Origin of the sequence: Catellatospora sp. NPDC049133 (genome assembly GCF_040648455.1) — a bacterium.
GTDB lineage: Bacteria > Actinomycetota > Actinomycetes > Mycobacteriales > Micromonosporaceae > Catellatospora > Catellatospora aurea.
Window position 1 is genome coordinate 175782 of sequence record NZ_JBEZDT010000004.1, and the last position, 14108, is coordinate 189889.

Annotated in this window: 11 protein-coding genes; 7 read left to right on the top strand and 4 right to left on the bottom strand. The window is 70.6% G+C overall.

Annotation, left to right across the window (positions count from 1 at the left end; all coding sequences use genetic code 11):
- Window positions 1–59: 59 nt before the first annotated feature.
- Window positions 60–947 carry an aminoglycoside phosphotransferase family protein gene (locus tag AB0B35_RS05980; protein ID WP_361041573.1) on the bottom strand — a complete coding sequence of 296 codons (888 nt, stop codon included), beginning with the start codon at window positions 945–947 and terminating at the stop codon, window positions 60–62.
- 138 nt (window positions 948–1085) lie between these two features.
- Here AB0B35_RS05980 and AB0B35_RS05985 point away from each other — a divergent pair, with 138 nt between their 5' ends.
- Window positions 1086–1610, top strand: coding sequence for a GNAT family N-acetyltransferase (locus AB0B35_RS05985; RefSeq protein ID WP_361041243.1), 525 nt, complete (start codon window positions 1086–1088; stop codon window positions 1608–1610).
- Window positions 1611–1747: 137 nt separating this feature from the next.
- Window positions 1748–3301 carry a glycosyl hydrolase 53 family protein gene (locus AB0B35_RS05990; RefSeq protein ID WP_361041246.1) on the top strand — a complete coding sequence of 518 codons (1554 nt, stop codon included), beginning with the start codon at window positions 1748–1750 and terminating at the stop codon, window positions 3299–3301.
- A gap of 108 nt (window positions 3302–3409) precedes the next feature.
- Here AB0B35_RS05990 and AB0B35_RS05995 read toward each other — a convergent pair whose 3' ends face one another.
- Window positions 3410–5395 (bottom strand): beta-galactosidase, encoded by a 1986-nt coding sequence (locus tag AB0B35_RS05995; RefSeq protein ID WP_361041249.1) that lies wholly within the window; start codon window positions 5393–5395, stop codon window positions 3410–3412.
- A gap of 312 nt (window positions 5396–5707) precedes the next feature.
- Between AB0B35_RS05995 and AB0B35_RS06000 the strand changes: the two genes are divergently transcribed.
- The 5 genes from AB0B35_RS06000 to AB0B35_RS06020 all read left to right on the top strand — a co-directional run bounded on the left by AB0B35_RS06000 (window position 5708) and on the right by AB0B35_RS06020 (window position 12510).
- Window positions 5708–7003: a sugar ABC transporter substrate-binding protein gene (locus AB0B35_RS06000; protein ID WP_361041252.1), complete on the top strand. Its 1296-nt coding sequence runs from the start codon at window positions 5708–5710 to the stop codon at window positions 7001–7003.
- A gap of 4 nt (window positions 7004–7007) precedes the next feature.
- The gene (locus AB0B35_RS06005) at window positions 7008–7934 is read left to right on the top strand and encodes a sugar ABC transporter permease (protein ID WP_361041255.1); all 927 of its coding nucleotides are present in this window, start codon (window positions 7008–7010) and stop codon (window positions 7932–7934) included.
- Window positions 7931–8779 carry a carbohydrate ABC transporter permease gene (locus tag AB0B35_RS06010; protein WP_361041257.1) on the top strand — a complete coding sequence of 283 codons (849 nt, stop codon included), beginning with the start codon at window positions 7931–7933 and terminating at the stop codon, window positions 8777–8779. Before AB0B35_RS06005 ends, AB0B35_RS06010 begins: the two co-directional genes overlap by 4 nt.
- Window positions 8779–9792: a LacI family DNA-binding transcriptional regulator gene (locus tag AB0B35_RS06015; RefSeq protein WP_361041260.1), complete on the top strand. Its 1014-nt coding sequence runs from the start codon at window positions 8779–8781 to the stop codon at window positions 9790–9792. Before AB0B35_RS06010 ends, AB0B35_RS06015 begins: the two co-directional genes overlap by 1 nt.
- A gap of 402 nt (window positions 9793–10194) precedes the next feature.
- Window positions 10195–12510: a DNRLRE domain-containing protein gene (locus tag AB0B35_RS06020; protein WP_361041263.1), complete on the top strand. Its 2316-nt coding sequence runs from the start codon at window positions 10195–10197 to the stop codon at window positions 12508–12510.
- Window positions 12511–12592: 82 nt separating this feature from the next.
- Here the strand turns inward: AB0B35_RS06020 and AB0B35_RS06025 are convergent, their stop codons facing one another.
- A complete protein-coding gene (locus AB0B35_RS06025; RefSeq protein WP_361041266.1) occupies window positions 12593–13294 on the bottom strand; it encodes a hypothetical protein in 702 nt (233 codons plus the stop codon).
- Window positions 13295–13383: 89 nt separating this feature from the next.
- Window positions 13384–14049 (bottom strand): TetR/AcrR family transcriptional regulator, encoded by a 666-nt coding sequence (locus AB0B35_RS06030; protein WP_361041269.1) that lies wholly within the window; start codon window positions 14047–14049, stop codon window positions 13384–13386.
- Between the last annotated feature and the right edge of the window lie 59 nt (window positions 14050–14108).

Consider the following 14108-nt stretch of genomic DNA (forward strand, 5'->3'; position numbering starts at 1 on the left):
GCCGTGGCCGGCACCATGCTGCCTGTCATGACGGTGGGGGCGCACCCGTGTTTCCGCCGTCACTCCGTGGCCAGGATGCGGGCCAGGGTACGCCGGCCCATCAGGCTCATCGCCGGATTGGTGTCGACGTAGTACCAGGCCGCGCCGAGTGCCTGCTCGAAGGCCCAGGCCTTGCCGCGTTCCCAGGTCAGGTCGTCGCAGCCGAGTCCGGCCCGCAGCACCTCGCGCGGTCCGGCTTCGAGCAGGTGCCACGCGCTCACCAGGTCGAGCGCGGGATCGGCCGGGCCGAGTCCGCCGACGTCGAGCACCCCGGCCAGGCGGCCTTCGCAGACGAGCACGTTGCCGGGGATGAGGTCGCCGTGGTTCATCACATCCGGGGCCTCGCGCGGCAGGTCACGCAGCCGCGCCCAGATCCGCCGCAGTCGCGGCACGTCGAACAGCCGCTCGCTGCGGCCCAGGCAGGTCTGCACCCAGTCCTCGTGGCCGCGCAGGTCACCGCCGCGACCGCCGCCCGCGAACCGGCGGCCGCCGGTGCCGATGGCGCGCACCTCGGTGATGAACCGGACGAGGTCGCGCGCGAACGCCTCCGACTCGCCGGGGTCGTCCTCGGTGGCGATGACCCCGGGCACCCAGGTCTGCACCGCCCACGGCAGCGGGTATCCCGGACCGGGCTCACCGAACGCGACGGGCTCCGGGGTCGGGAAGCCCGTCCGGGACGCCAGCATGCGACCCGCCTCGGCCTCGACCTCCAGCCTGCGGCGAGCCTCCGGGAGGTCGAGCGGCTGCAAGCGCAAACGGGCGGTGAGGCCGTCGCCGATCCGGAAGATCGCGTTGACCGTGCCCTGCGACCGCAGCTCGGTGACCGCCAGGTCCCGCCACTGCGGGAACTGCTCGGCGATCAGGGCACGGACCGCGTCCGGGGACACGGTCAGCTGGTCAGGATGCATCTGCACCGGGGCAGCATTCCCGAACCGGCGACGTGCGGCAACCGCATTCGCGCAGCCCGGGGCACGCGGCGACCCTGGCCCAGCCGGTGAGCCGCAAACCGATCGCCGGTTCGAGGCGATCGCCGTAGGGTCGCGTCCGTGACCGAGGACATGTTCAGCACCGAGCGCCTGCGGGTGCGCCACTTCACGCCCGACGATCTCGACGACTTCGCCGCGCTCTGCGCCGACCCGGCGGTGATGCGGTACGTCGGCGACGGCGACACGCTCGACCGGGCGGGCGTCGCCTACTGGATCGAGGTCTGCCAGGGCAAGTACGCCGACCGCGGGTACGGCACGTCTGCGGTGTTCGAGCGCGCGTCGGGCGACTTCGTCGGCTACTGCGGCGTGGTCCGGGCCCCGGGCAACGACTTCGACGAGCTGATCTACGTCTTCCATCAGCGTTTCTGGGGCTGCGGTTACGCCACCGAGGCGGGCCGGGCGATGCTCGACCACGTATTCGCGATCTCGTCGCTGGACGAGATCGCCGCGACGATCGACCCCGGCAACCACGCCTCGATCAAAGTCGCCGGCAAGCTGGGCATGGTCGAGCAGCCGGGCCGGGTCGTCGACGACGAGCCGACGGCGTTCTTCGCCATCACGCGGGAGCAGCACGCCGCCCGCTGATCCGCCGCAGGTGGCGGTGCCGGCTCTTGACAACACGCCTTCGTCGATGTTTTCTGTGAACGTTCACAGTCGGCCGCCCGGTTCCGCTGTGGACGCTCCCGATGTGTCTGTGAGCGACTCACACATCAGGAGGAATCATGCACAGAGCAAAGGCACTGCTCACCGCGGCGGCCCTCGCCGCGGTGACGGCGCTGGCCGCGCCCGCGTCACCCGCCGCGGCGGCCTCGACGGTCACCAACCCCGGGTTCGAGTCCAACGGGGCGAGCCAGACCCCTACCGGCTGGTCGGAGTCGGGCACGGTCGCCGCGTCGAAGAGCGAGGCCGGTGGGCGCAGCGGCAGCTACCGCGGCACGCACTGGTCCGCGTCGGCGTACACCGTCGAGACGTATCAGACGCTGACCGGCCTGACCACCGGCTCGTACACGCTGAGCGCGTGGGTGCGCTCGGGCGGCGGGCAGTCGGCGGCGTACCTGGCGATGAAGAACTGCGGCGGCGCGCAGGCGCAGGCCGGCATCCCGACCAGCAGCAGCACCTGGGTGCAGGTGTCGGTGACGGCGAACGTCAGCTCGACGTCGTGCACGCTGAGCGTCTACTCGAACGCCGCCGCCAACCAGTGGATCAATGTGGACGACGTGACCTTCACCAGGAACAGCGCGGGCACGTTGCTGCAGGTCAAGGGCGGTGACCTGTCGTCGCTGAAGAAGAACGAGGACTTCGGCGCGCTGTACTACACCAGCTCCGGCACCCAGGGCGACGCGATCGCCATCCTGAAGAACGCGGGCATGAACTACGCCCGGCTCAAGGTCTGGGTGAACCCGGCCGACGGGTACAACAACAAGGCCCGGGTGCTGACCATGGCGCAGCGGATCAAGGCGCAGGGCCTGAAGCTGCTGGTCGACTTCCACTACTCCGACTCCTGGGCCGACCCGGGCAAGCAGGTGCCCCCGGCCGCGTGGTCGGGCTACTCGCTGTCGCAGCTGAACACCGCGGTCTACAACCACACCTACGACGTGCTCAACGCGCTCAAGGCGCAGGGCACCACGGCGGACATGGTGCAGGTCGGCAACGAGATCAACCCGGGCATGCTGCTGCCCACCGGCAGCACGTCCAACTGGGGCAACCTGTCCCAGCTGCTCAAGTCGGGCATCAACGCGGTCAGGGCGGTCAACTCCTCGACGCTGGTGATGCTGCACCTGGCCGAGGGCGGCGACAACGCCGGCTTCCGCTGGTGGTTCGACCAGGCCGTGGCGTACGGGGTGCCGTTCGACGTGATCGGGGCGTCTTACTACTGCTACTGGCACGGGCCGATGTCGGGCCTGCAGAACAACCTCAACGACATGGCGTCCCGGTACGGCAAGCCGGTGATCGTGGCCGAGACGGCGTACGGGTTCACCACCGCACAGGACGACGGCGAGTCCAACATCTTCACTTCGTCACTGGCGAACACCTGCGGCTACCCGGCTTCCGCGACCGGGCAGCGCGACGCGTTCCAGGCCGTGGTCGACATCGTGAAGAACGTGCCCAACGGCCGGGGCATGGGCGTCTTCTACTGGGAGCCGGCGTGGACCGCGCAGGCCGGCGCCGGCTGGGACCCGACGAACCCGTCGTCGGGCAACGGCTGGGAGAACCAGGCCCTGTTCGACTACAGCTCCCGGGCGCTGACCGCGATGTCGGTGTACGGCTCGATGTAGAAAGCGACGCCGCCGGGTGGGCACACACCCGGCGACGCCGCCGTTGACAGCCGACGCGACTGTTGCGAACATGTGAACGCTCACAGACACATCGGCCACAAACCGCCCTCACTTCGAGGCGATCACCCGCACGCCTCCCGCGGGGACGGCGGCCTCCGCCGTGAAGACCGTGCCGTCGAGCACGTCCACCCCCGACACGTCCGGCACGGTGACCGGCTCGTCGCCGTGGTTGAGCAGGAACAGGAACCCACCCCGGCGCACGGCCTCTACCGTGTCGGGCAGCCCGCGCGGGCGCGACACCCCGGCTGTGTCCAGGGCCTGCGACAGCAGCGGCCGCAGCCCGTCGACGCTGGTCGCGACGTACCAGGCGGTGCCGCGTCCCAGCTCGTGCCGGGTGACCGCGGGATGCCCGGCGTCGGGACCGGTGGCGAACTCGGTGACGGTCACCGCGCCGGCCGGGCGGACCCGCTCCGACCAGACCCGGGCCGTGCCTCCGTCGGACAGCGCGACCGTGTCGTGCTCGCGCAACGGGTGGAACTCCTCGACGGACAGTCCCAGGACGTCGCGCAGCACGCCCGGGTATGCCCCCGGGTGCACCGCATCGTGCTCGTCGACGATCCCGGAGAAGTACGACACCAGCAGGTGCCCGCCCGACTCCACGAAGCACCGCAGGTTCTTCGCCGCGGCCTCCCCGAGCAGATAGGCACTGGGGGCGACGATCAGTTTGTACGCCGACAGGTCCGCCGCCGGATGCACGAAGTCGACGGTCGCGTGCTCGCGCCACAGCGCCGCGTAGTACGCCTCGACCCGCTCCCGGAAGCGCAGGTCCACGCTCGGCCGCCACTCCAGATCGAGGGCCCACCAGGACTCCCAGTCCCAGACCACGGCGACCTCGGCGGCCACCCGCGCACCGCGTACCTCCGAAAGGCCGGCCACCTCACCGCCCAGCGCGACCACCTCGCGCCACAGGTCCGAGTCGGTGCCGGCGTGCGGCAGCATCGCCGAGTGGAACTTCTCCGCCCCGGCCCGCGAGGCCCGCCACTGGAAGAACAGCACCGAGTCCGATCCCCGCGCCACGTGGGCGAGGCTGTTGCGGCGCATCTCCCCCGGCCGTTTGGCGATGTTGCGGGGCTGCCAGCTGACCGCGCCGGTCGAGTGCTCCATCAGCAGCCACGGCCGGCCGCCGCCCAGCGAGCGGCTCAGGTCGGCGGCCATGGCCAGGTCGATGTGGTTGTCGGGCTGCTCGGCGTTGAGGTAGTGGTCGTTGGAGACGACATCGACCTCCGGCGCCCAGCGCCACAGGTCCATCGACTTGCAGTTGGTGACCATGAAGTTGGTGGTGACCGGCAGGTCCGGGGTGGCCGCGCGGATCACGTCGCGCTGCGCGGTGAAGCAGGCCAGGTTCTCGGCGGAGCTGAACCGGGCGAAGTCGAGCCGCTGCGCCGGGTTGACCACGGTGTGGTTGGCGCGCGGGGCGTCGATCTCGTCCCAGTCGCCGTAGCGCTGGCTCCAGAACGCGGTGCCCCAGGCGGCGTTGAGCGCGTCGAGGTCGTGATAGGTCTCGCGCAGCCAGTCCCGGAACGCCTGGACGCTGGTCTCGCAGTAGCACTCGCCGAGCGGCGCGCCGTACTCGTTGTGCACGTGCCACATGACCACGCCCGGGTGGTCGCGGTAGTGCTCGGCGAGCCGGTGGGCCAGTTCCACGGTGGCGTGCCGGTACTCGGGTGAGCTGGGGCAGGCGGTCTCCCGGCTGCCGAAGCCGATGCGTACGCCGTCGCGGTCGACCGGCAGGGTGTGCGGATACTTGCGCGCGAACCAGGCGGGCGGGGCGGCGCTGGGCGTGGCGAGGTCGACGCTGACCCCGCCCGCGTGCAGCCGGTCGATGATCTCGTCGAGCCAGCCGAAGTCGTAGCGGCCCTGTTCCGGTTCCAGCAGCGCCCACGCGAAGATGCCGAGGCTGACCAGGTTGACCCCGGCCTGCCGCATCAGCGCGACGTCGGCTTCCTGCACCTCGCGCGGCCACTGCTCCGGGTTGTAGTCGCCGCCGAAGGCCAACCCGCGCAACCGCGGCACCACATGTTCGCTCTCGGACACCACTCCCCCTGACAACCACGGCACGTCTGTGAACGTGCACAGTAACGGACCCGCTCCGTCCCGCAAAGAGCCCGCCGCCCCCGCTCGGCGCGCGGTCCCCCCATGATCGCCCGACTTGCCAGGCAGGTGGGCGAAAAGTCGTTCAAGATACACACAATTGCCAGGCAAGTCGGACGATCATGCGGACCGCGCGGCGCGCCGCCGCGGGCGTGTAACGCCTCGGACACGGGGTCTTGACGGGCTGGATACGTGGCGCGCAGACTGTGCCGCACTGTGAACGTTCACAGAGAATTCGCCTTTGACGGAGGACCTATGCGTACGAAGCGGCTCAGGTTGGTGATGTCCGCAGTGCTGGTCGGCGCCCTGGCAGCGGGCTGTTCGAGCGGCGGGCAGGAGGAGACCCCGCAGGAGACCGGCCCGGTCGAGCTGACGTTCTGGACCTGGGCCCCCAACATGGACAAGATCGCGGCGGTGTGGAACGCGGCGCACCCCGACATCAAGGTCACCGTCAGCAAGCAGGCGGGCGGCGACGAGGCGGCGGCGAAGTTCCTGACCGCGGCCAAGGCCGGCACCGCGCCCGACCTGGTGCAGGCCGAGTACCAGATGCTGCCGTCGTTCGTGGCCGCCGAGGCCGTCGCCGACATCAAGGGCGAGGTCGAGGCCGTGCGCGGCCAGTTCTCCGACGGCATCTGGAACCTGGTGACCCTGGGCACCGACGGCGTCTACGGCCTGCCGCAGGACAGCGGCCCGATGATGCTCTACTACCGCACCGACCTGTTCACCAAGTACGGCATCGCGGTCCCGAAGACCTGGGACGAGTACGCGGCCGCGGCCCGCACCGTGCACGCCAAGGACAAGACGGTCTACCTGGGCGGCTTCTCCAGCAAGGACCCGGGCTGGTTCGCCGGGCTCGCCCAGCAGGCCGGCGGCAAGTGGTGGTCCATCACCGGCGAGGCCTGGAAGGTCGGCATCAACGACGACGCGACGAAGAAGGTCGCCGACTTCTGGGGCGGCCTGGCCAAGGACGGCGTCGTCGACACGCAGGCCCCGTGGACGCCGGAGTGGAACGCGGCGCTCAACGGCGGCAAGATCCTGAGCTGGGCGTCCGCGGTCTGGGCACCCGGTGTGCTGACCAGCAACGCCCCCGACGGCAAGGGCAAGTGGGCCATCGCACCGCTGCCGCAGTGGAGCGCCGGGGAGAACTACTCCGGCTTCTGGGGCGGCTCGTCGATCGCGATCGCCGAGGGCAGCAAGCACAAGAAGGCCGCCGCGCAGTTCGCGTCCTGGCTGAACACCGACGCCAAGGCCCTCGACCTGCTCATCAAGGAGGCCGCGATCTACCCGGCGGCCAAGAGCGGCCAGTCCCTGATGACCACCGCGCCGGAGTACTTCGCCAACCAGACCGACTTCTGGCAGCAGGCGACCACCATCGCCGGCACCGCGCGGGGCTTCACCTTCGGCCCCAACGTGAACGTCGCGTACAGCGCGTACAAGGACGCCTTCGACAAGGCGCTGCAGAACAAGTCCTCCTTCACGGACGCGCTGGGCGCGATGCACGACGCGACCGTCGCCGACATGAAGAAGTCCGGCTTCACGCTGGCGAGCTGAGCGAATGACCAAGGCACACCGGGGCGCCCGCGCACATCGCGCGGGCGCCACCCCCTACCTCTACCTGTTCCCCGCGGTGGTGCTGTTCACCCTGTTCATCGCCGCGCCGATCGGGTACACCGCCTACCTGAGCCTGCGCCAGGTGAAGTTCTCCGGGCTGGGCCTGGGCCGCAAGTCGCGCACCGAGATCTTCGTCGGCCTCGACAACTACCGCACGGCCGTGGCCGACGGGGAGTTCTGGGCAGGATGGCTGCGCGTGCTCGGATACGCCACCCTGGTCCTGGTCCTGATGCTCGGCCTCGCGCTGGTGTTCGCGCTGCTGCTGGACTCGGCGCGGGTGCGGCTGGCCCGCTTCTCCCGCATCGCGATCTTCCTGCCGTACGCGGTCCCAGGCGTGGTCGCCACCCTGCTCTGGGGCTTCCTCTACCTGCCCAGCCTCAGCCCGATCCACGCCACGCTGCGCGCCTTCGGGTTCGACAACGTGGACCTGCTCAGCCCGAGCACCGTCATGTTCTCCATGGTCAACGTGGCGATCTGGGGCGGCACCGGCTTCAACATGCTGGTCCTCTACACCCAGCTGCGGGCCATCCCCCGCGACTACTACGAAGCCGCCCGCATCGACGGCGCGGGCGAACTCGCCATCGCGCTGCGGGTCAAGGTGCCGATCCTGGCCCCGGCGATCGTGCTGACCACGGTGTTCTCCATCATCGCGACGATCCAGGTGTTCACCGAGCCGATGACGCTGCGGCCCATCTCGAACGCGGTCAGCTCCACCTGGAGCCCGCTGATGAAGGTGTACCGCGACGCGTTCGTCACCGGCGACCTCTACAGCGCCGCCGCCACCTCGCTGGTCATCGCCGCGATCTCGGTGGTGCCGTCGCTGCTGTTCATGCGCCTGGTGCGCCGCCAGGCCTTCGGGGAGGAAAGATGACGACCAAGGGGGTACGCAGGCCGCTGGGTCTCGCGCCCACCGCGGTGCTGCTGCTCGGGGCGCTGTACTGCCTGCTGCCGGTCTGCTGGGTGCTCGCCGCGTCGACCAAGACGCGCGGGGAGCTGTTCACCACCAACGCGTTCGCACCGGGCACCGGCCTGTTCGACAACATCGCCGACCTGTCCGCGTACCGGGACGGGATCTTCTGGCAGTGGATGGCCAACACCGCGCTGTACGCCGGCGTCGGCGCGCTGCTGTCCACGGCCGTGTCGGTGCTGGCCGGGTACGCCCTGGCGAAGTTCCGGTTCTTCGGCCGCGACGCGATCTTCACGGTGCTGATCGGCGGCATCCTGGTCCCCGCGGTGGTGCTCGCGGTGCCGCAGTACCTGCTGCTGGCCAAGGCCGGGCTCGCCAACACGTACTGGGCGGTGCTGCTGCCCAGCATCCTGCACCCGTACAGCATCTACCTGGCCCGCATCTACGCCGCCGCGGCGATCCCGGACGCGCTGCTGGAGGCCGGGCGCATCGACGGTGCGGGCGAGCACCGGCTGCTGCGGGTGGTGGCGGCGCCGCTGATGCTGCCCGGCATGGTGACGATCTTCCTGTTCCAGTTCGTGGCGATCTGGAACAACTTCCTGCTGCCGTTCATCATGCTCGCCGACGACGAGCGCTTCCCGCTCACCGTCGGCCTGTACACGCTGCTGGCCACCGGGGCCAACCAGCCAGCCCTGTACAACCTCGTCATCACCGGCGCCCTGCTGTCGATCATCCCCCTGATCGCGCTGTTCCTGACCATGCAGAGGTACTGGCGAACGGACCTGTCCGGCGGGTCTGTGAAATCCTGATGCCTGTGACCAACAAGCGGCGTCCCACGATCCACGACGTGGCCCGTGCCTCGGGAGTCTCCCGGGGCACGGTGTCCCGTGCCCTCAACGGCGACCCGTACGTGAGCACCGCCGCGCTCGCCGCCGTCCGCCGCGCCGTCGCCGAGACCGGATACGTCGTCAACCGCGCCGCGCGCAGCCTGGTCACCCAGCGCACCGGCACCGTGGTCATGGTGCTGAGCGAGCCGCAGGAGAAGCTGTTCGAGGACCCGAACTTCAGCGTCCTGCTGCGGGTCGCGACCCGGCGGCTGGCGCAGCGCGACGTCGCCCTGGTCATGATGGTCGCGGGCGACGACGGCGACCGCGAGCGGGTGGTCCGCTACTTGCGCGGTGGTCACGCCGACGGGGTGCTGCTGCTGTCGGCGCACTCCGGCGACCCGCTGCTCGGCGAACTGGAAGGCCTGTCCATCCCGGCCGTGGCCTGCGGCGCGGTCCTCGGCCGCGAGGGCGTGATCCCGTACGCCGCCGCCGACGATCGCGAGGGCGCCCGCCAGATGGCGCAGTACCTCGTCGACCAGGGGCGTAAGAAGATCGCCACGATCACGGGCCCGCTCGACACCCCCGGCGGGCTCAACCGGCTCGAAGGCTTCTGCGACGTGCTCGGCCGCAAGGCGGTCAAGAAGCTCATCGCCCACGGCGACTACTCCCGCCACAGCGGCGAGGCCGCCATGCGTGAACTGCTCGACCGCGTCCCCGACCTCGACGCCGTTTTCGTCGGCTCCGACCTGATGGCCGCCGGGGCCCTGGCCGTCCTGCGCGAACGCGGCCGCCGCGTCCCCGAGGACGTCGCCGTGGGCGGCTTCGACGACTCCGCCATCGCCGGGTCCACCCACCCGAAGCTGACCACGGTCCGCCAGCCGCTGGAACAGGTCGCCACGGAGACCGTCCGCCTCCTGCTGGAACTGATCGACGGCGCCGACACCGTCGAGAACGTCGTCCTCGCCACCGAACTCGTCCCCCGCGACTCCGCGTAAGGAAGGGCACCTTCCCATCGCCATACGTAGAGGAAGGGCACCTTCTTAACCAGGCTCGGGTGTCTTCGCTGCTCACGGCCAGGGCCGCGGACATCGGCGCGGCGTCTGCCCGAACCTCGACGCTACGGGAAACGAACGGTCCCTCGGGTGCCCGCTTCGCATCGCGGCTGGTCAGGGCTACGAGCAGCCAGAGAGTGTCGCTGCCACGTTCGGTTATCGGTCAATTACTCTGCGTGCGGGCTCGCCGATAGCGAGCGGGCCGAACCACGCCCGTCCATGCGCGTGGACGCCGCATGGACTGAACGGAGCAGCCCTATGTCACTTACGAAACCCGCAGGCAGGTCGCGGGTGCCTCGCGCCGGAGGACAACATCCCGGGGTCGCGCTGCGGCGCAGGCTGCCGGTGGGCGTCTCGCTCGCGGTCCTGGCGGCGTCGCTGGTGGCCGTGCCAGGCAGCCCGGCGTGGGCCGCCACGTACGACACCGCCCTGGTCAGCCGTGCCACCACCGGCACGGCCGGAAACGGTGACTCCTCGGCCCCGTCATTCTCCGCCGACGGCCGCTACGTGGCCTTCGCCTCCGACGCCGACAACCTCAGCGACGCCGACGCCGACAACCACACCAACATCTTCGTCCGCGACCTGACCACGGGCACGACGACCTACGTCAGCCGCGGCGACGGCGCGAACGGAGCGGCCTCGAACGGCCCGTCCACGGATCCGTCGATCTCCGCAGACGGCCGCTACGTCGCGTTCAGCTCGACCGCCGCAAACCTGAGCACGCAGGACGAGGACACCTGCATGTCCCTGTTCTGGGGCCTGCCCGAGCCGTGCTCGAACATCTTCCTCCGCGACCTCCAGGCCGGCACGACCACGTTCGTCAGCAGGGCGAACGGCGCGCAGGGCGCCGCCTCCGACGGCAGCTCGTACTACCCGACCGTGTCCGCGGACGGGACCAAAGTGGCCTTCACCTCCGGCGGGGCGAACCTCAGCACCGAGGACGAGGACGAGTGCTACATCGACGGGGGCGGCCCGCACCCGTGCACCGACTTCTTCGTCCGCGACCTCCAGGCCGGCACCACCGTGTACATCGGCAACGCGCCCATCTACCGGATCGGGCCCTGCGGTCCGGCGATCTCCGCCGACGGGCGCAAGGTCGCCTTCGAGACCGACGGCATCTCGATCGATGACCACAACGGCTACCTCGACGTCGTCGTGTACGACCTGCAGACCGGCACGGCGAGCTACGTGAGCAGGGCCGACGGCGTCGACGGCGCGCTCGCCTCGGGCGGGCCGTCGAGCTGCCCGTCGATCTCCGCCGACGGCCGCCACATCGCGTTCGTCTCCGACGCGTACAACCTCAGCGCCGACGACATCGACTCGTTCGACACCGAGAGCATCTACGTGCGCGATACGCAGGAGGGCCGGACCACGCTCGCCAGCAGGGCCAACGGGGCCGCCGGGGCCGTGGCGGAGCTGCGCTCGTTCGACCCGTCGATCTCCGCCGACGGGCGCTACGTCGCGTTCATGTCGCGGGCCATGAACCTCAGCGCCGACGACCTCGACACCTGCTACGACCCGGGGCAGGGCACCAACCGGCCGTGCCCCGACGTGTTCGTCCGCGACCTCCAGTCCGCGACCACCACCTTCGTGAGCAGGGCGACCGGGGCGGGCGGGCCGGGCGGCGACGAGCGCTCCACGAATCCGTCGATCTCCGGCGACGGCAGGCTGATCGCGTTCGAATCGCCGGCCCGCAATCTCAGCGCCGACGACTCCGACGCCCACCGCGACGTTTTCACCCGCGACTGGGGCGCGGGCCTGCCTCCGGCCCCGATGACCGACCTGTCGTTGACGGTGACCGGTTCGGCCGCCTCGGTGCCGGTCGGCTCCAATGTCACCTTCACGGTCCGGGTCGCCAACGCCGGACCGGCCGGGGCCACGGGCGTGGCCGTCACCGACCAGCTCCCGTCGGGACTGACGTTCGTGTCCGCGACCGCGACACAGGGGACGTACACGGCGGCCACCGGCATGTGGTCGGTCGGCAGCCTGGCAGCCGCCGCGAACGCGACGCTCCAGCTCGTCGCCAGGGTCGCGACCACCGGCCAGAAGACGAACACCGCGCAGGTCACCGCCGCGTCCCCGGCCGACGCGGACTCGACGCCCGGAAACAGCGCGCCCGGCGAGGACGACCAGGCGTCGGTGACCGTCAACGGCACCGCGAGCTGCACGGCGGGCACGGCGACCCGGACCGCCGACTACGACTCGTGGATCACGACGAGCTGGCCCACGACGAACTACGCCAAGGACACGATCCTCAAGGTCCGCAGCAAGGCCAACGCCGACGCGCGTACGCTGGTGCACTTCGCACTGCCGAGCCTGCCCGCCGGTTGCAAGGTCACGAACGCGAAGCTGCGGATGTACGTGTCCTCGGTCGCCGGCACCCGCACGCTGCGGGCGGTTCGGCTCGCCGGGGCGTGGACCGAGACCGGTGTCACCTGGCGCAACCAGCCCGCGACGACCGGCACCTCGGCCACCGTGCCCGCGGTCAAGGGCTGGGTGGAGTGGACCGTCACCGCACAGGTCGCCGGCCTGTACACCGACGGCAACCACGGCCTGCAGATCCGCGACAACACCGAGGGCGCAGCCGGATACGAGCAGCGCCTGCACAGCCGGGAGTACACCAACAAGCCCACGCTGACCGTCACCTTCGGCGCGGCCTGACCCGTATCCCGTGCACCGCCTGCCCGCCGATCGACCGGTGGGCAGGCGGTTCTTCACGTCGGCGTCGCGGCCGCCGCAGGCGTCACACCCGGTCGAGCGCCGATACGAGCCGGTCGTGTTCGTCCTGGGTGCCGATGCGGGCACGGTCTTCGGGGTGGTCGACGTACCACCTGATCGCGTCCACCACGAGATACGGGTGGGTGTCCCAGCCGAGCGGCATGAAGGCTCGGCCGCGCATACGCGCGGGCAGGAGATCGGGCCGGGCGACGGTCAGCGCGAGACTCCAGCTCGACGGCGCGGGACGGTGCGGGAATCCGGGAGTCAGCGCCTCCCAGGGGATGTCCGCGCCGCCGGGTCCGGTCAGCCTGATGCCTTCGGCACGCAGTTCCAGCGCGGGCAGGCCGCGCCAGATCAGCACCGCGACGACCGTGACGCACACGACGGATGTCGTGATCAGCAGTGTCATGCCGGGTCCGTGACCGTCCCACTCACCGAAGGCGGTGCGGCCCGACACGAGCAGCAGCCCGAAGCCCAGCAGCCGCGACATGTGCGACGACGTGACGAACGCCTGCCCCGTCACGGTGAACGCCGCGGCGCTCCCGGAACGGCGGATGAACATGAAGACCAGCACGCCGAGTCCGCCCAGCGGCGCGGCCGCCCGCAACGGCCCTTCCCACAGACTGCCGGCAAGCACGCCGTCAGCGAGCAGCTGACTCGCCAGCATCGCCGCCAAAGTCAGCACGAGCAGAACACGGATGCGCTCCAGCGGCCGGATCGAGATCACGGTGCGCATCGTACCGATCCCCCACCCGCCCCGCCGCCCTCGAAGGAAGGGCACCTTCTTATCGGTATACGTAGAGGAAGGGCACCTTCTTAACCGCGCGCTGCGCGGCGCTCGCGTCGGGGCTGGTGGTGGGCGGGTGGGGTGGTGGTGAGGGCGTGGAGGAGGGATCGTACGGCGGTGGTGAGGTCGGTCCGGCTCTCGGGGGTGCCGGGCGGCGGGGCCGTCAGTGCGCCCGCCCCGGCGAGGCGGTCGAACAGCAGCCCGTCCACAAAGGCCACGAAATGGTCGCCGGCCCGGTCCGGGTCCGCGGCACCCGCGGCGGCCAGCATGGCGCGCGCCTGCACGCGTGAAGCGGTGCCGTGGCCGAGGATGTCACGCAGCTCCGGATGGTGGGTCGCTTCGAGCACGCAGGCGTACCGGGCCAGGGCACGGCTGCGCCCGTCGGTGAGCCACCGGTCCAGCAGCGCGCCGGTCGCGGCCGCGATCCCGTCCAGGTCCGCCTCGCTCAGTTCCGGGGCGTATGCCGGCACGTCGTCGCTCGGCAGGCTGCCCGCCGAAAGGTCGGCCGCGTCGAGGTCGGCGAGCCGCTGCACGAGCGCCTCGATCAGGGCCTTGCGGGTCCGGTAGTACGCGGAGGTCGTGCCCGCCGGAAGTGCCGCGCGCGCGTCGACCGCCCGGTGGGTCAGGCCGCGCATGCCCTGCTCGGCGACGAGCGCGATGGCGGCGTCGGTGATGACGGCGTACCGGGTGACCACGTGGACCCTCGCTTTCTACGCCTGTAGTATGCCCTTTCTACAGGTGTAGAAGAGGAGTG

Coding starts and splice junctions, on each gene's coding strand:
- AB0B35_RS06015 (WP_361041260.1), top strand. CDS start 8,779: ATGCCTGTGACCAACAAGCGGCGTCCCACGATCCACGACGTGGCCCGT.
- AB0B35_RS06005 (WP_361041255.1), top strand. CDS start 7,008: ATGACCAAGGCACACCGGGGCGCCCGCGCACATCGCGCGGGCGCCACC.
- AB0B35_RS05980 (WP_361041573.1), bottom strand. CDS start 947: ATGCATCCTGACCAGCTGACCGTGTCCCCGGACGCGGTCCGTGCCCTG.
- AB0B35_RS06010 (WP_361041257.1), top strand. CDS start 7,931: ATGACGACCAAGGGGGTACGCAGGCCGCTGGGTCTCGCGCCCACCGCG.
- AB0B35_RS06000 (WP_361041252.1), top strand. CDS start 5,708: ATGCGTACGAAGCGGCTCAGGTTGGTGATGTCCGCAGTGCTGGTCGGC.
- AB0B35_RS05990 (WP_361041246.1), top strand. CDS start 1,748: ATGCACAGAGCAAAGGCACTGCTCACCGCGGCGGCCCTCGCCGCGGTG.